The organism is Stutzerimonas frequens, assembly GCF_024448335.1.
Taxonomy (GTDB): Bacteria; Pseudomonadota; Gammaproteobacteria; order Pseudomonadales; family Pseudomonadaceae; genus Stutzerimonas; species Stutzerimonas frequens.
Genome location: NZ_JAMOHM010000002.1, coordinates 283,185 through 299,285, shown reverse-complemented (window position 1 = coordinate 299,285; position 16,101 = coordinate 283,185). Strand labels below are relative to the sequence as shown.

At 63.3% G+C, this 16,101-nt stretch carries 12 protein-coding genes; 7 read left to right on the top strand and 5 right to left on the bottom strand.

Annotated features, from left to right (window positions below; all coding sequences use genetic code 11):
• Positions 1 to 44: 44 nt before the first annotated feature.
• The 5 genes from NAO55_RS04195 to mfd form a co-directional block, all read right to left on the bottom strand.
• Positions 45 to 1,061, bottom strand: a complete 1,017-nt coding sequence (locus NAO55_RS04195; RefSeq protein WP_102840147.1) for a ligase-associated DNA damage response exonuclease — start codon at positions 1,059 to 1,061, stop codon at positions 45 to 47.
• A gap of 141 nt (positions 1,062 to 1,202) precedes the next feature.
• Positions 1,203 to 1,772, bottom strand: coding sequence for a hypothetical protein (locus tag NAO55_RS04190; protein WP_011913767.1), 570 nt, complete (start codon positions 1,770 to 1,772; stop codon positions 1,203 to 1,205).
• Positions 1,773 to 1,905: 133 nt separating this feature from the next.
• On the bottom strand, positions 1,906 to 4,227 hold the full coding sequence (locus NAO55_RS04185) for a DEAD/DEAH box helicase (RefSeq protein ID WP_102840148.1): 2,322 nt from the start codon (positions 4,225 to 4,227) through the stop codon (positions 1,906 to 1,908).
• 59 nt (positions 4,228 to 4,286) lie between these two features.
• Positions 4,287 to 4,805, bottom strand: a complete 519-nt coding sequence (locus tag NAO55_RS04180) for a peptidoglycan binding protein CsiV (protein ID WP_102840149.1) — start codon at positions 4,803 to 4,805, stop codon at positions 4,287 to 4,289.
• Positions 4,806 to 8,252 carry a transcription-repair coupling factor gene (mfd, locus tag NAO55_RS04175; RefSeq protein WP_102840150.1) on the bottom strand — a complete coding sequence of 1,149 codons (3,447 nt, stop codon included), beginning with the start codon at positions 8,250 to 8,252 and terminating at the stop codon, positions 4,806 to 4,808.
• 158 nt (positions 8,253 to 8,410) lie between these two features.
• On the opposite strand from mfd, the gene NAO55_RS04170 reads away from it, so the two are divergent.
• The 7 genes from NAO55_RS04170 to nqrF all read left to right on the top strand — a co-directional run bounded on the left by NAO55_RS04170 (position 8,411) and on the right by nqrF (position 16,055).
• A complete protein-coding gene (locus tag NAO55_RS04170; RefSeq protein ID WP_102840151.1) occupies positions 8,411 to 9,862 on the top strand; it encodes a glyceraldehyde-3-phosphate dehydrogenase in 1,452 nt (483 codons plus the stop codon).
• A 335-nt stretch (positions 9,863 to 10,197) separates the two neighbouring features.
• Entirely contained in the window at positions 10,198 to 11,535 is a 1,338-nt protein-coding gene (locus NAO55_RS04165) for a Na(+)-translocating NADH-quinone reductase subunit A (RefSeq protein WP_102840152.1), read from the top strand.
• 3 nt (positions 11,536 to 11,538) lie between these two features.
• Positions 11,539 to 12,750, top strand: a complete 1,212-nt coding sequence (locus NAO55_RS04160; RefSeq protein WP_102840153.1) for an NADH:ubiquinone reductase (Na(+)-transporting) subunit B — start codon at positions 11,539 to 11,541, stop codon at positions 12,748 to 12,750.
• Positions 12,743 to 13,537: a Na(+)-translocating NADH-quinone reductase subunit C gene (locus NAO55_RS04155; protein ID WP_102840154.1), complete on the top strand. Its 795-nt coding sequence runs from the start codon at positions 12,743 to 12,745 to the stop codon at positions 13,535 to 13,537. Before NAO55_RS04160 ends, NAO55_RS04155 begins: the two co-directional genes overlap by 8 nt.
• On the top strand, positions 13,534 to 14,208 hold the full coding sequence (locus NAO55_RS04150) for an NADH:ubiquinone reductase (Na(+)-transporting) subunit D (RefSeq protein WP_173425604.1): 675 nt from the start codon (positions 13,534 to 13,536) through the stop codon (positions 14,206 to 14,208). The genes NAO55_RS04155 and NAO55_RS04150 overlap by 4 nt, the downstream gene beginning before the upstream one ends.
• The gene (nqrE, locus tag NAO55_RS04145) at positions 14,208 to 14,816 is read left to right on the top strand and encodes an NADH:ubiquinone reductase (Na(+)-transporting) subunit E (RefSeq protein ID WP_003283709.1); all 609 of its coding nucleotides are present in this window, start codon (positions 14,208 to 14,210) and stop codon (positions 14,814 to 14,816) included. The genes NAO55_RS04150 and nqrE overlap by 1 nt, the downstream gene beginning before the upstream one ends.
• A 12-nt stretch (positions 14,817 to 14,828) precedes the next feature.
• On the top strand, positions 14,829 to 16,055 hold the full coding sequence (gene nqrF / locus NAO55_RS04140) for an NADH:ubiquinone reductase (Na(+)-transporting) subunit F (RefSeq protein ID WP_174214587.1): 1,227 nt from the start codon (positions 14,829 to 14,831) through the stop codon (positions 16,053 to 16,055).
• The last annotated feature ends 46 nt before the right edge of the window (positions 16,056 to 16,101 follow it).

Here is a 16,101-nt window from a genome sequence, read left to right as displayed (position 1 = left end):
GCTTCGGCGATCGCGGCGGCACTGGAAAGCGGCGTGGCCTTTGATCATGCAGTGTCCTCCGTCGCGGTATCGTCCTCTTCGCCGTATTCGGTGGCGAAGGCCTGGGCATCAAGGCCGCGCATTTCGCGCAGGTAGCGCACCAGCACCGCAACGGAGCCGTGGGTGACCATCACCCGTTCGGCGCCGGTCTGCTCGATGGCCCAGAGCAGGCCTGGCCAGTCGGCATGGTCGGAGAGCACGAAGCCGCGATCGACGCCGCGCCGACGGCGGGTGCCGCGCAGCATCATCCAGCCGCTGGCGAAGGCGTCGGCATAGTCACCGAAGCGGCGCATCCAGGTGCTGCCGCCAGCCGAGGGCGGGGCGAGGATGATGGCGTGCTTCAAGCGCGGATCGCCCTTCTTCAGGTCGCCCGCATAGACGGTCGGCGGCAAATGGATGCCGCCCTCGCGATAGACCTTGTTCAGCGGCTCGACGGCGCCATGCACGACGATGGTGCCGATGCTTTCATCCAGGCCATGCAGGATGCGTTGCGCCTTGCCGAAGGCATAGCAGAACAGCACGCTGGCGCGCCCGGCCGCGGCGTTGGCGCGCCACCAATCGTTGATCTCGCGGAATACTTCGGCCTGCGCCGGCCACTTGTAGATCGGCAGGCCGAAGGTCGATTCGGTGATGAAGGTATGGCAGCGCACCGGCTCGAACGGCGCGCAGGTGCCGTCCGGCTCGACCTTGTAGTCGCCCGAAGCGACCCAGACTTCGCCCTTGTATTCCAGGCGCACCTGGGCCGAGCCGAGTACATGGCCGGCGGGATGAAAGCTGAGCTTTACGCCGTGATGGTCGATGCATTCGCCATAGGCCAGTGTCTGCAGCGGCATATCCGCGGCGATGCGCGAACGCAGGATGCCTTCGCTGTCCCTGGAAGCCAGGTAATGGCCCATCCCCCAGCGTGCGTGATCGCCATGGGCGTGGGTTATGACGGCGCGATCGACCGGCCGCCAGGGGTCGATATAGAAATCACCGGGCGGGCAATACAGCCCTTCGGGGCGGGCAACGACAAGATCCATGAGTACAGGCGCTTTGCGGGCTTGTAGGTTTGGAGCATGGCGCAGCGCTGCGAGTTCGCCCGATCAGCGCGAGGTGGGCCGAAGCCCACGCTACCGGTTGCTGAAAATGGCCGGGCGGCTGTTTCTTGCGGTGGGCTGCGATCAGTCCGCCAGCTTGAGGTGCGATATGTCCGGCTTGGGCCCGTCGACGGCGCGCGGCATCTCGCCCATGTCGCTGCCCACCGGAGCCAGGCTGAATTGCGAGAGGTCCACGCGCGGGGCCTCGGGTTCGGGACGGGCGTCCTGCAGGTCGACGCCAACCGGTGCGATACCGAAGTCCGGCGCCTCGACGTCGCTGAAGGCGGCCATGTATTCATCCCGCGGCGTCACCTTCAGTGCGCCAGGTGTCTCGCCGGGCCGAGCCGTTGCAGGTGCGGTGCTCGCAGGGGTAGCGACAGGCGTGGCGGGTGGTGGCGGCGCCAGCTCGATTTCCTCGACATCCACCGGCATCGGTTTGACCTCGACCTGGGCACCGGCGCGCTCCATGGCCTGGCGGTATTTTTCCACCGCAGCGAAGTCCAGGTTCTGCTTGATCACGATGCGGCGCCCGGAGAACAGCAGCGCGATGCGCTGGGCATCGGCCTGGAACAGCCTGGTCAGGTTGGCTTCGACCTGTTCGAGCTTCGCGCCGGGGAGCAGCTGGCCGGAAAAGGCAATCTCGTAGAGGCTCATGGGTTGCTCCTTGTAGCGCTGGTGGGTGGGGACGGCCATGCCGTCGTCTGGTGAGAAGTTAAACGAGGTGGCGATGATCTGGCAAAGCGCGAAATGCTGCGCTTGTCGGCGTCACAACTTCGCCAGGCATGGCTCAAGGCAGCGGCGCGAAGAGCGCTTCGATGTCCTGCTCGGCCAGCTGCCAGCCACCTTCACCGCTGCCCTCCAGCACGCCGGCGGCCAGCTCGGCCTTGCGCGCCTGCAGCTCGCGGATACGCTCCTCGACGGTGCCGCGGGTGATCAGACGATAGACGAACACCGGTTTGTCCTGCCCGATGCGATAGGCGCGGTCGGTAGCCTGGTTCTCGGCAGCGGGGTTCCACCAGGGGTCGTAATGAATCACCGTGTCGGCGGCCGTTAGGTTCAGTCCGGTGCCGCCGGCCTTGAGGCTGATGAGAAACAGCGGCACTTCGCCGGCTTGGAAGCGTTCGACCGGCGTGCGTCGATCGTCGGTCTCGCCGGTCAGCTTGACGTAGGTGATGCCGCGCTTGAGCAGCGCCTGTTCGATCAGCGCCAGCATCGAGGTGAACTGGGAAAACAGCAGCACGCGGCGTCCTTCGCTCATCAGCTCGTCGAGCATGTCCAGCAGGCTGTCCAGCTTGCCCGAGCTGCTGCCGCGAGACGCCGCAACGGCATCGCCCTTGAGCAGGCGCAGATCGCAGCAGACCTGACGCAGCTTGAGCAGCGCCTCGAGGATGACCATCTGGCTGCGCGCCAGGCCCTTGCGCTCGATTTCATCGCGGACCTTGCGGTCCATGGCCAGGCGTAGCGTCTCGTAGCGTTCGCGCTGGGCGGGCGACAGCTCGACCCAGTGGACGAACTCGTTCTTGGCCGGCAGCTCGGTGGCCACCTGTTCCTTGGTGCGGCGCAGCAGGAACGGCCGCAGGCGCGCGCGCAGATGTGCCAGACGGGCCTCGTCGCCATGCTTCTCGATGGGGTTGCGGTAATCCTGGGTGAAGCGCCGCGCATCGCCGAGCCAGCCGGGCATGAGGAAGTGGAACAGCGACCATAGCTCGCCCAGGTGGTTTTCCAATGGCGTGCCGGTCAGGCACAGCCGTTGCCGGGTCTGCAGTTCGCGCACCGCCTGGGCGGCCTTGCTGGAGGGATTCTTGATGTGCTGCGCCTCATCGAGGATCAGCAGATGCAGCGGTTGCTCGCGCAGCACGGCGATGTCGCGTGTCAGCAAGGCGTAGCTGGTCAGCAGCAGGTCGTGATCGGCGATCCCGGCGAAGTGCTTCTGCCGGCCACTGCCGGTGAGCGTCAGCACGCGCAGGTGCGGGGCGAAACGGCTGGCTTCGTCCTGCCAGTTGGGGATCAGGCTGGTGGGCATCACCACCAGCGCGGGGCGGTCCAGGCGTCCGGCCTGCTTTTCGGCGAGGATGTGTGCCAGGCTCTGCAGTGTCTTGCCGAGGCCCATGTCATCACCGAGGATGCCGCCGGCGCCCAGCTCGCGCAGGGTCTGCATCCAGGCCAGGCCCTGCAGCTGGTAGGGCCGCAGGGTGGCGTTCAGCGAGGCGGGTGGCTGGCCGGGCTGGGCGCCAGGGCTGTGCAGGCGTCGAGCGAATGCACGCAGCTGCTCGCCCCCGCGCCAGTGCGGCGCCAGGCCTTCCAGGCCGGCCAGGCGCGCGCCGTCGGCCTTGCTCAGACGCAGCGCGGGGCCATCCATCGGCTCGCGCATATAGAGTTCGCCAAGCGTCGCTAGGATCGGCTTGATGCGGGAGAAGGGCAGAGCCACCTGCAGCGGTTGCCCGTCGCGTCGCTCCAGCTGCACGCGCAGCTGCTCGTCATCGCCCCGCTGGGCCAGTGCCCGCAGCGTGAGCAGCTGAGGGCTCTGGCGGATCAGGCGCAGGAGCACGGGCAATATGCCGATGCGCTGGCCGTCGACGACGACACCGAGGTCGAGGTCGAACCAGTCTTCCGCCGCGGACTCGTCGATCTCGGCGTACCAGCTGTCGATGGCGGTCAGGTCGTAGGCGAAGCCCGGGTGAATGTCGATCTGCCAGCCCTGACGACGCAGCTCCGGCAGCTGCTGCTGGACGAACCTGATCCAGGCCTCTTCGCCGGGCAGCTGGAACATCTCCGCCGACTCCTTCGGCAAGGCCAGGCTCTGGCGCAACGCGGGACGGAAGCCCAGCTGCTCCAGTCGCTTGCGCAATGCCTGCTCGGCCTGCGGCTGGCGGGCGATGAGCTGCAGCTCGTCGTCCGCCGGACGGCGAATGCGCTCGCCGTCGCGCTTGCCATGCACGCGCGCTGAGCCATAGAGAAACGCCAGGCCCGCCCGGTGCTGGTATTCGCTGACCATGCGCCGGTTGCCGGGCTGGTAGTTGGTCGCCAGATGGCTGCCCAGGCTGAGCAGCGGCACCGGCGCGAGATCGTCGATCCGCCGCTCCGGACGCGAAGGCAGTGCTGGGACCAAGGCTCAGGCCCCCGCTGCAGGGATGTGATGCAGCCGCCGAGGGCGCAAAGGCGACAGGCTCATAGCCGTCTGAGCTCGATCAGCAGCCCGAGGCTGTCGTGATCGATGTAGGTCAGCCGGCCGGGTACCAGGCGGACCCGCTGCGTCAGGCGTTCGCTGGCGAGCAGCTGGCCGTACTCGCCGAAGCGGTTGACCCAGAACGTCACGTCCGTCTGCATGTAGCGGCCCGGTCGCAGCTTCAGCGTGCCCTGGATCGGATAGTGTTCGAAGTGGCGCTGGCCCTGGTGAATGGCGATGGCTGGGCCGTCGTCGCTGACCGGCTGCTGCCAGGCGCGGTGCAGCAGCACCTGATAACCCTGCTCTGGGGTCAGCCGGGCGGCGATGTGCTCCAGCGCCGGCTGCCGCTCGGCGCGGCGCTCCAGCGGCCGGGCTTGCCGTGCCCAGTCGTAAGGCGCGTGCTGGCTGGCCTCCAGCGGCGTGGCGTGGCGGAACAGGATCAGCTCGACGCGATACAGCGCCTCGGCGTGCACCTGCGGCGCCAGCCACAATAACAACAGGGCCAGATAGCGACGCGGCATCTAGGAACCTTGCTCGTTGGGCGCCAGCCGCTCAAGCAGCGCTTCCAGGGTGTTGAAGCGCTCCTCGGGACGCTCCATGGGCACTTGGAATTTGAACAGCGTGGCGCCTTCGAACTTGTAGCGGTTCGGCTGGCTCTGGATCAGCTTGATCAGCACCATCGGGTCAACCGAAGTGTCGGCCGAGAACTCGATGCGTCCGCCCTGCGGGCCGGCGTCGATCTTGGTGATGCCCAGCTTTTCGGCCTGCAGCTTGAGCAGGGTCAGGCGCACCAGGTTCTTGGTCGGTTCGGGCAACAGGCCGAAGCGGTCGATCATCTCTACCTGCAGTTCCTTCAGGCCATCCTCGTCGGCGGCGTTGGCGATGCGCTTGTAGAGAATCAGGCGCGCATGCACGTCCGGCAGATAGTCCTCGGGGATCAATGCTGGCAGGCGCAGGTTGATCTCCGGGCCGCCACCGAGCGGCTGCTCCAGGTTTGGCTGTTCGCCCTTGCGGATGGCCTTGACCGCGCGCTCGAGCATTTCCATGTAAAGGGTGAAGCCGACGGCCTGGATCTGCCCGCTCTGGCCTTCGCCAAGCAGCTCGCCGGCACCGCGGATTTCCAGGTCGTGGGTGGCCAGGACAAAGCCGGCACCGAGGTCCTGGGCGTTGGCGATGGCTTCCAGACGCTTCTGCGCATCATCGGTCATGGCCTTGCGCGGCGGGGTGAGCAGATAGGCATAGGCCTGGTGATGGCTACGGCCGACGCGGCCGCGCAGCTGGTGCAGCTGGGCCAGGCCGAACTTGTCGGCGCGCTCGATGATGATGGTGTTGGCGCTGGGCACGTCGATGCCGGTTTCGATGATGGTCGAGGCCACCAGCACGTTGAAGCGCTTGTGGTAGAAGTCGCTCATCACCTGCTCGAGGTCGCGTTCGCGCATCTGTCCGTGGCCGATGGCAATGCGTGCCTCGGGTACCAGTGCCTGCAGGTTGGCGGCGCACTTCTCGATGGTCTTCACGTCGTTGTGCAGGTAATAGACCTGGCCACCGCGCAGTAGCTCGCGCAGCAGCGCTTCCTTGATGGTCGGGTTGTTGGCCTCCATGACGAAGGTGCGCACCGACAGCCGGCGCGCCGGTGGCGTGGCGATGATCGACAGGTCGCGCATGCCGGCGATGGACATGTTCAGCGTGCGCGGAATCGGCGTGGCGGTCAGGGTGAGGATGTCCACCTCGCTGCGCAGCGCCTTGAGCTGCTCCTTCTGGCGTACTCCGAAGCGATGTTCCTCGTCGATGATGACCAGCCCCAGGTTGCTGAACTTGACGTCGTCCTGCAGCAGCTTGTGGGTACCGATGAGGATGTCGATCTTGCCTTCGGCCAACTCGGTAATGGCGTTTTGCACTTCCTTGGCCGACTTGAAACGGCTCATCACCTCGACCCGCACCGGCCAGTCGGCGAAGCGGTCGCGGAAACTGTTGTAGTGCTGCTGGGCGAGCAGGGTGGTGGGCACCAGCACCGCCACCTGCTTGCCGCCGTGCACGGCGATAAAGGCGGCGCGCATGGCGACTTCGGTCTTGCCGAAGCCGACATCGCCACACACGAGGCGGTCCATCGGCTTGGCGGAAAGCAGGTCCTCGCGCACCGCGTCGATGGCGGCCTGCTGGTCCGGCGTTTCCTCGAAGGGGAAGCCGGCGGCGAAGGTTTCGTAGTCGACCTGCGGGTCCTTGAAGGCATAGCCCTGGCGCGCGGCGCGGCGGGCGTAGATGTCGAGCAGTTCTGCAGCCACGTCGCGTACCTGCTCGGCGGCCTTGCGCTTGGCTTTCTGCCAGGTTTCCGAGCCGAGCTTGTGCAGTGGCGCCAGGGCGTCGTCGCTGCCGGTATAGCGGGCGATCAGATGCAGGCTGGCGACCGGCACGTAGAGTTTGGCCTCGTCGGCGTACTCCAGCAGGAGGAATTCCTGCGCCTGGCCTTCGATTTCGAGGGTGACCAGCCCCTGATAGCGGCCGACCCCGTGATCGATATGCACCACCGGCGCGCCTTCGCGCAGCTCGGTGAGGTTCTTGATGACGTTGTCGCCGCCGTCGCGACTCTTCTCGCGCCGCCGGCGTTGCATGACGCGCTGGCCGAACAGCGGGCTTTCCGCGATCAGGGCGACTTCGTCCAGCAGCAAGCCTTCGTCGAGCGGGGCGATGGCGATCGCCAGCCGCTCCTCGCTGGCGAGGAACCCGCCCCAGCCTTCGACTTCCTGCGGGCGCAGCTTCAGGCGCGCCAGCAGCTCCAGCAGCACTTCGCGGCGCCCGGCGGACTCGGCGGTGAACAGCACGCGCCCCGGAAAGCCGTCGAGGAACTGGCGCAGCTTGCCCAGTGGCTCGCTGGCCTTGGATTCGATCGCCAGTTCCGGCAGCGCCTGCGCAGGGAAGCGCTCGCGGCCGATGCCCTGTTTCACGTCCTGCTGGCTGGCGACCACACGCGGCCACAGCTTGAGTCGGGCGAAGCAGTCTTCCACCGGCATGAACAGCTCGGCCGGCGGCAGCAGCGGACGCTCGGGATCGACGCGGCGCTCCTCGTAGCGATTGCGCACGTCGTTCCAGAACTGCTCGGCGGCCTGCTCTATGCCGGGCAGGGAGAACACCTGGCTGTCTTCGGGCAGATAGTCGAAGAGGGTCGCCGTCTCCTCATAGAAAAGCGGCAGGTAGTATTCGATACCGGCGGGCGTGATGCCGGTGGACAGGTCCTGGTAGATCGGGCAGCGGCGGAAGTCGACGTCGAAACGCTCGCGGAAACGTGCGCGGAAGCCGGTGACCGCTTCCTTCTTCAGCGGAAATTCCCGGGCCGGCAGCAGGCGGATCGACTCCACCTTGTCGATGGAACGCTGGTTCTCCGGATCGAAGGTGCGCAGGGTTTCGATCTCGTCATCGAACAGGTCGATGCGGTAGGGCAGGGCGCTGCCCATGGGGAACAGATCGATCAACGCGCCGCGAACGGCAAACTCGCCATGTTCGTAGACCGTGTCCACGCAGCGATAGCCGGCCGCTTCCAGACGCAGGCGCATCTGCTCGACATCCAGCTTCTGCCCCACATCCAGTACCAGGCTCGAACCGAGCAGAAAGCGCTTCGGCGCCAGCCTGTGTAGGGCAGTGGTGATCGGCACTACCAGTACGCCATGGCTCAGCTCTGGAAGCTGGTAGAGCGTGGCGATGCGCTGGGAAACGATGTCCTGGTGCGGCGAAAACAGGTCGTAGGGCAGCGTTTCCCAATCTGGAAAATGCAGAACCGGCAGCTCCGGGGCGAAGAAGGCGAGCTCTTCCTGCAGGCGCTCGGCGCTCTGGCTATCGGCGGTGAGGAGGAGCGTGAAGCGTTCGGCGTTGTTGGCTGCTTCGGCAATCGCCAGGCTCAGCGCGGCTCCTGGAAGATTGCCCCAGTGTTGCTTGCCGCTGGCGGCAGGCAGAGGGGGAAGGCGCAAGACGGACACGAGTGGGCGTGGCTCCGATCAAAAAATAGGCCGCCGGGATTGTAACTATCGAGGTGCTCGGCTGTCAGTGTTTCGTCCGCTGCAGATTGCCGGCGCTAGGGTGCGCCGTCATAATGTAGCCCCTTTTCTCAGCCCCTACATGTTGGAAGGAACTGCCCGTGACTCAGAAGCCCGACCAGTGTCTTGGTGAATGGATTGACCGCGAAGCCCTCGCCGAAGCGATGATTCCGCTGATTGGTCAGCTGTATCGCAACAACAACGTGGTGACTTCGATCTACGGTCGTGGCCTGATCAACCGTTCGGTGATCGCCATCCTCAAGGCGCACCGTTTCGCCCGTCACCGCATCGCCGACGAAACCGAGCTGTCGGTGCATGACACCTTCCAGATCCTCAAGACCATGAGCGAGATGAACCTCGGCGCCGCCTCGGTCGATCTCGGCAAGCTGGTCGCCAAGTACAAGGATGCCGGCAACGGCCGCAGCCTCGAGCAGTTCGTGCGCGAGGAGCTGGCCGAGGTCGCCGACAAGCGTCACGCGGCTACCGGGCACAAGGGCACTGACGTCGTGCTGTACGGCTTCGGCCGCATCGGCCGGCTGCTGGCGCGCATCCTGATCGAGAAGACCGGTGGTGGCGACGGCCTGCGCCTGCGCGCCATCGTCGTGCGCAAGGGCGCCGACAACGATCTGGTCAAGCGCGCCAGCCTGCTGCGTCGTGATTCGGTGCATGGTCCTTTCGATGGCACCATCACCATCGATGAAGAAAACAACACCATCACCGCCAACGGCAATCTGGTCCAGGTGATCTACTCCAACGATCCGGCCTCGGTCGACTACACCCAGTACGGCATCGAGAATGCACTGCTGGTGGACAACACCGGCAAGTGGCGCGACGCCGAAGGTCTGGGTCAGCACCTCAAGTGCCCGGGTGTCGCTCGCGTCGTATTGACCGCGCCAGGCAAGGGTGAGCTGAAGAACATCGTGCATGGCATCAACCATGGCGACATCACCGCCGATGACAAGATCATCTCTGCCGCGTCCTGCACCACCAACGCCATCGTGCCGGTGCTCAAGGCAGTGAACGATCAGTACGGTATCGTCAACGGTCACGTCGAGACCGTGCATTCCTACACCAACGACCAGAACCTGATCGACAACTTCCACAAGGGCAGTCGTCGTGGTCGCAGCGCCGCGCTGAACATGGTCATCACCGAGACCGGTGCCGCCACTGCAGCCGCCAAGGCGCTGCCGGTGCTCAAGGGCAAGCTGACCGGCAACGCCATCCGCGTGCCGACGCCGAACGTGTCCATGGCCATCCTCAACCTGAACCTCGAGAAAGCCACCAGCCGTGACGAGATCAACGAGTACCTGCGCCAGATGGCCATGCACTCTGACCTGCAGAAGCAGATCGACTTCGTCAACTCGCAGGAAGTTGTATCCACTGATTTCGTCGGTTCGCGTCATGCCGGCGTAGTGGACGCCGAGGCGACCATCTGCAACGACAACCGCGTCGTGCTGTACGTCTGGTACGACAACGAGTTCGGTTACAGCTGCCAGGTCGTGCGCGTGATGGAGGACATGGCCGGGGTCAACCCGCCAGCCTTCCCGCGTTAAGCGCTGCGAAAGTGACAAATAACGGGAGCCTCGGCTCCCGTTTTTCGTTTTCTGGACGGCTGGTCCGTGTTGCGAACGGGCTAGCCTGAGCCGTCGCCCGCCCGACCCGCCACCGTGCTTCGGTATTTTTGCTTCTCTTGTTTCGAGTCAAAAATCCGCAATGCTTGGGTGGTCAGTCAAGGTGCGCGACCTCTATAATCGGGCGGATTTTTTACCTGGGTCCGCGACATGGTGTCGCGCCAATAACCTATTGGCGCGCGCGGCGCAATCCTACTTTGCGCCATGCCGCTGGATCTGCAAAAAAAGCTTTCTAAAATCAGTGGTTAGGCAAACCGATGATCAATATAAAACGAGGGCTCGATCTGCCCATAGCCGGTGCCCCGGCGCAGCGTATCGAGGCCGGCAGGCCCGTGCGCAGCGTCGCGGTCATTGGCTTCGACTATCCGACGATGAAGCCGACCATGGCCGTTCAGGTCGGTGATCGGGTCAAGCTGGGGCAGCTCCTTTTTTCCGACAAGAAGTCGCCGGGCGTAAACTACACCGCGCCCGGTGCCGGCGTTGTCAGTGCGGTGCATCGCGGCGAGAAGCGTGTGCTGCAATCGGTGGTCATCGACCTCGATGGCGATGAGGAAGTCACCTTCGCGAGCTATTCTCCAGCCCAGCTGGATGGTCTGAGCAGCGAGCAGGTGCGTGAAAACCTGCAGCAGTCCGGCCTGTGGACCGCGCTGCGCACGCGTCCGTTCAGCAAGGTCCCGGCGATCGATGCCACGCCTGCCTCGATTTTCGTCACCGCCATCGATACCCATCCGTTGGCCGCTGATCCTGCGGTGATCATCGCCGAGCAGGCGGAAGCCTTCGAGGCAGGCCTGAAGGTACTCGGCAACCTGGGCAAAGTGTTCCTGTGCAAAGCGCCGAATGCCTCGTTGCCTGGCGAGTCCCTGGCCAAGGTTCAGGTCGAAAGCTTCAACGGTCCGCATCCTGCCGGGCTGGCTGGCACGCACATTCACTTCCTCGATCCGGTCAGCGCCAGCAAGAGCGTCTGGACCATTGGTTATCAGGACGTGATCGCGGTCGGCAAGCTGTTCACCAGCGGCCGTCTGTCGGTCGAGCGCGTCGTTTCCCTGGCCGGCCCGGTGGTCGAGCAGCCACGTCTGGTTCGTGCCCGTCTCGGTGCCAATCTCGACGAGCTGACCGCCGGTGAGCTGCAGCCCGGCGCCAACCGCGTCGTATCAGGCTCGGTGCTCGGCGGTCGTACCGCTCACGGCGCGTTCGCCTACCTTGGTCGCTATCACCAACAGGTGTCGTGCCTGCGCGAAGGTAAAGAGCGCGAGATGCTGCACTACCTGCGTGCCGGTGTGGAGAAGCACTCGATCCTCAACATCTATATCTCCAAGCTGATGGGTGGCAAGAAGTTCGCCTTCTCCACATCCACCAACGGCAGTCCGCGCGCTATGGTGCCGGTGGGCAACTACGAGGAGGTCATGCCTCTGGACGTGCTGCCGACCCAGCTGCTGCGCGCCCTGATCGTGGGCGACACCGAGGTGGCGCAGAAGCTCGGCTGCCTGGAGCTGGATGAAGAAGATCTGGCGCTGTGCACCTACGTCTGTGCCGGCAAGTACGAATACGGCCCGATCCTGCGGGACAATCTGACCCGCATCGAGAAGGAGGGTTAAGGCATGGGCATTCGCGCATTCCTCGACAAGATCGAGCATCACTTCGAAAAAGGCGGCAAGTACGAAAAGTGGTACGCACTGTACGAAGCGGCCGACACCTTCCTCTATCGTCCCGGTAGCGTCACCAAGACCACCGCTCACGTGCGCGACGGCATCGACCTCAAGCGCATGATGATCACTGTCTGGTTGTGCACCTTCCCGGCGATGTTCTTCGGTATGTGGAACACCGGCTATCAGGCCAACCTGATCTACGCGCAGAGCCCCGATCTGCTGGCTGCCCAGGAAGGCTGGCGCTTCGCATTAATCGGTGCACTGGCCGGCTTCGATCCCAACAGCCTGTGGGACAACTTCATCCAGGGCGCGGCCTACTTCCTGCCCATCTACGCGGTGACCTTCATCGTCGGTGGTTTCTGGGAAGTGCTGTTCGCCTCGATCCGCAAGCATGAGGTAAACGAAGGCTTCTTCGTCACCTCCGTGCTGTTCGCCCTGATTCTGCCGCCGACCATTCCGCTGTGGCAGGTCGCGCTAGGCATCAGCTTCGGCGTGGTGATCGGCAAGGAGATCTTCGGCGGTACCGGCAAGAACTTCCTGAACCCGGCGCTGACCGCGCGGGCGTTCCTGTTCTTCGCTTACCCGGCGCAGATGTCTGGCGATGCTGTATGGACCGCGGTCGATGGTTATGCCGGTGCAACCGCGCTGAGCCTGGGCTTCGCCGGTGGTATCGAGAACGTTGTCCAGAGCGGCATCACCTGGATGGACGCCTTCGTCGGCACCATTCATGGCTCGATCGGTGAAACCAGCACCCTGGCGATCTTCATCGGTGGCGTCGTCCTGATCGGCAGCAAGATCGCCTCCTGGCGCATCGTCTCCGGTGTCATGCTGGGCATGATCGGCCTGAGCACGCTGTTCAACCTAATTGGCTCGGACACCAACCCGTTGTTCGGCATGCCCTGGTACTGGCATATGGTCGTCGGCGGTTTCGCCTTCGGCATGATCTTCATGGCGACCGACCCGGTGTCGGCTTCCATGACCAACACCGGCAAGTGGGTGTTCGGTGCCCTGATCGGCGTGATGGTCGTGCTGATCCGCGTGGTCAACCCCGCCTTCCCCGAAGGCATGATGCTGGCGATCCTGTTCGCCAACCTGTGTGCGCCGCTGATTGACCATTTCGTCATTCAGGCCAATATCAAGCGGAGGCTGGCACGTAATGTCTAGTCAGAAAGAATCCACCGTTCGCACGCTGACGGTAGCCCTGTTGGTCTGCCTGGTGTGCTCCATTTTCGTCGCCGGTGCGGCCGTGGCACTGCGTCCGACCCAGCAGGAAAACCGCCTGCTGGACAAACAGCGCAGCATCCTGGCGATCGCCGGCCTCGGCGAGCCGGGCATGTCCGGTAATCAGGTCAAGCAGCTGTTCAACGAGCGCATCGTTGCTCGTCTGGTCAATCTGGAAACCGGCAAGTTCAGCGACGAATTCGACGCCAAGACCTTCGATCCGCTCGCAGCGGCCAAAGATCCTGCACTGTCCAAAGCGCTGCCGAGCGAACAGGACATCGCTTCGATCAAGCGTCGTGAGCGTTACAGCACCGTCTATATCGTCGAAGCTCAGGGCGAAGGCGAGATCGATACGCTGATTCTGCCGGTTCGCGGTTACGGTCTGTGGTCCACCCTCTATGGCTTCATGGCTGTCAAGGGTGATCTGAATACCGTTGCCGGCTTCGGCTTCTATCAGCACGGCGAAACTCCGGGCCTCGGTGGCGAGGTCGACAATCCGAAGTGGCGTGGCATGTGGCCTGGCAAGGAACTGTACGACGACAACGGCGACCTGGCCGTACAGATCGTCAAGGGCGGTGTCGACCCGCAGAGCCCGAAAGCCGACCATCAGGTCGATGCCCTGGCCGGTGCGACCCTGACCAGCAATGGTGTCAACGCGCTGTTGCACTTCTGGTTGGGCGAGAACGGCTTCGGTCCATTTATCGCTAATCTGCGCGCTGGGGAGGCTTGATCATGTCGCAACCCACTGTCAAAGAAGTTCTGCTCAATCCGATCTTCAATAACAACCCCATCGGTCTGCAGATTCTCGGAATCTGCTCGGCGCTGGCGGTCACGTCCAACCTGAACACGGCGCTGGTGATGTCAGTGGCGCTGACGCTGGTCACGGCGTTCTCCAACCTGTTCATCTCGATGATCCGCAGTCAGATCCCCAACTCGATCCGCATGATCGTGCAGATGGTGATCATCGCCTCGTTGGTGATCGTGGTTGATCAGATACTCAAGGCCTATGCCTTCTCGTTGTCCAAGCAGTTGTCGGTGTTCGTCGGTCTGATCATCACCAACTGTATCGTGATGGGGCGTGCGGAAGCCTTCGCCATGCAGAACCCGCCAATGCTGTCGTTCTTCGACGGTATCGGCAACGGTCTGGGCTACAGCGCCATGCTCATTGCGCTCGGCATCGTTCGCGAACTGTTCGGAGCTGGCAAGCTGATGGGTTACACCATTATTCCAGTTGTGAACGACGGTGGTTGGTATCAGCCCAACGGCTTGCTGCTGCTGCCACCTTCGGCGTTCTTCCTGATCGGTCTGTTCATCTGGGGCATTCGCACCTGGAAGAAGGAACAGGTCGAGAAGCCTGCCTTCAAGATGGCGCCGCAAGTCTCGAACAAGGAGGCTTACTAATGGAGCACTACATCAGCTTGTTCGTCCGTGCGGTGTTCATCGAGAACATGGCGCTGGCATTCTTCCTCGGCATGTGTACCTTCATCGCGATTTCCAAAAAGGTGGAAACCGCAATCGGCCTGGGTATCGCGGTCATCGTGGTGCAGGCCATTACCGTGCCTGCCAACAACCTGATCTACACCTACCTGCTGAAAGCCGGTGCGTTGTCCTGGGCAGGATTGCCAGATGTGGACCTGAGCTTTCTCGGTCTGCTCAGCTATATCGGCGTGATCGCGGCCATTGTGCAAATCTTGGAAATGCTGCTGGATAAGTACGTACCTAGCCTCTACAACGCACTGGGCGTATTCCTGCCGCTGATCACCGTGAACTGCGCCATCATGGGCGGCACTTTGTTCATGGTCGAGCGTGACTACAACCTGGGCGAGAGTGTCGTCTACGGGTTCGGCTCCGGCGCATCCTGGGCGCTGGCCATTGCTTTGCTGGCCGGTATTCGCGAGAAACTGAAATACAGCGATGTTCCGGATGGGTTGCAGGGGTTGGGTATCACCTTCATCACCATCGGACTGATGTCGCTGGGCTTCATGTCTTTCTCTGGCGTACAGCTGTAAGGACGGAACGAACTGATGAGTTACGAAATTTTCCTCGCCATCGGTATGTTCACCGCCATCGTGCTTGCGCTGGTGGTGATCATCCTGGCTGCACGCGCCAAGCTGGTATCCAGCGGTGACGTGTCAATCGAAATCAACGGTGAGCGTACGATTACCGTGCCCGCCGGTGGCAAGTTGCTGCAGACCCTGGCCGCCAACAACATCTTCCTCTCGTCAGCCTGTGGTGGCGGCGGTACCTGCGCGCAGTGCAAGTGCATCGTCGAGAGCGGTGGTGGCGAGATGCTGCCTACCGAGGAGTCGCACTTCACCCGTCGTGAGGCGGGCGAAGGCTGGCGCCTGTCCTGTCAGACTCCGGTCAAGGCGGACATGAAGATCGAAGTGCCGGAAGAAGTCTTCGGCGTGAAGAAGTGGGAGTGCACCGTCGAGTCCAATCCCAACGTCGCGACCTTCATCAAGGAGCTGACGCTCAAGCTGCCGGAAGGCGAGAACGTCGACTTCCGCGCGGGTGGTTATGTGCAGCTCGAGTGCCCGCCGCATGAAGTGCGTTACCGCGATTTCGACATTCAGGAAGAGTATCGCGGCGACTGGGACAAGTTCGACCAGTGGAAGTACGTGTCGAAGTGCGACGAGACCGTGATTCGTGCGTACTCCATGGCTAACTATCCGGAAGAGCGTGGCCTGGTGAAGTTCAACATCCGTATCGCTTCGCCGCCGCCGGGTCGTGACGATATTCCGCCGGGCAAGATGTCGTCTTACGTGTTCAGCCTCAAGCCGGGCGACAAGATCACCGTCTACGGACCCTTCGGCGAGTTCTTCGCCAAGGACACCGACGCGGAGATGGTTTTCATCGGCGGTGGTGCGGGTATGGCACCGATGCGCTCGCACATTTTCGATCAGCTCAAGCGTCTGAAGTCCAAGCGCAAGATGAGCTTCTGGTACGGTGCGCGCTCCATGCGCGAGGCCTTCTACGTCGAAGAGTACGATCAGCTGCAGGCCGAGAACCCGAACTTCGAGTGGCATCTGGCGCTGTCCGATCCGCTGCCGGAAGACAACTGGGACGGCCCGACCGGCTTCATCCACAACGTGCTGTATGAGAACTATCTGAAGGACCACCCGGCTCCGGAGGACTGCGAGTTCTACATGTGCGGCCCGCCCATGATGAATGCCTCGGTCATCAAGATGCTCACCGACCTGGGTGTGGAGCCGGAAAACATCCTGCTCGACGACTTCGGCGGCTAGCATGATCCGAGCTTCACTCTGGTCCACTGCTGTCGCGTCTCTCCAG

What these genes read in the sequence shown, in the direction of transcription:
- NAO55_RS04195 (WP_102840147.1), bottom strand. Translation starts at nt 1,061, where the DNA reads ATGGATCTTGTCGTTGCCCGCCCCGAAGGGCTGTATTGCCCGCCCGGT.
- NAO55_RS04190 (WP_011913767.1), bottom strand. Translation starts at nt 1,772, where the DNA reads ATGAGCCTCTACGAGATTGCCTTTTCCGGCCAGCTGCTCCCCGGCGCG.
- NAO55_RS04180 (WP_102840149.1), bottom strand. Translation starts at nt 4,805, where the DNA reads ATGCCGCGTCGCTATCTGGCCCTGTTGTTATTGTGGCTGGCGCCGCAG.
- NAO55_RS04165 (WP_102840152.1), top strand. Translation starts at nt 10,198, where the DNA reads ATGATCAATATAAAACGAGGGCTCGATCTGCCCATAGCCGGTGCCCCG.
- NAO55_RS04160 (WP_102840153.1), top strand. Translation starts at nt 11,539, where the DNA reads ATGGGCATTCGCGCATTCCTCGACAAGATCGAGCATCACTTCGAAAAA.
- NAO55_RS04155 (WP_102840154.1), top strand. Translation starts at nt 12,743, where the DNA reads ATGTCTAGTCAGAAAGAATCCACCGTTCGCACGCTGACGGTAGCCCTG.
- nqrE (WP_003283709.1), top strand. Translation starts at nt 14,208, where the DNA reads ATGGAGCACTACATCAGCTTGTTCGTCCGTGCGGTGTTCATCGAGAAC.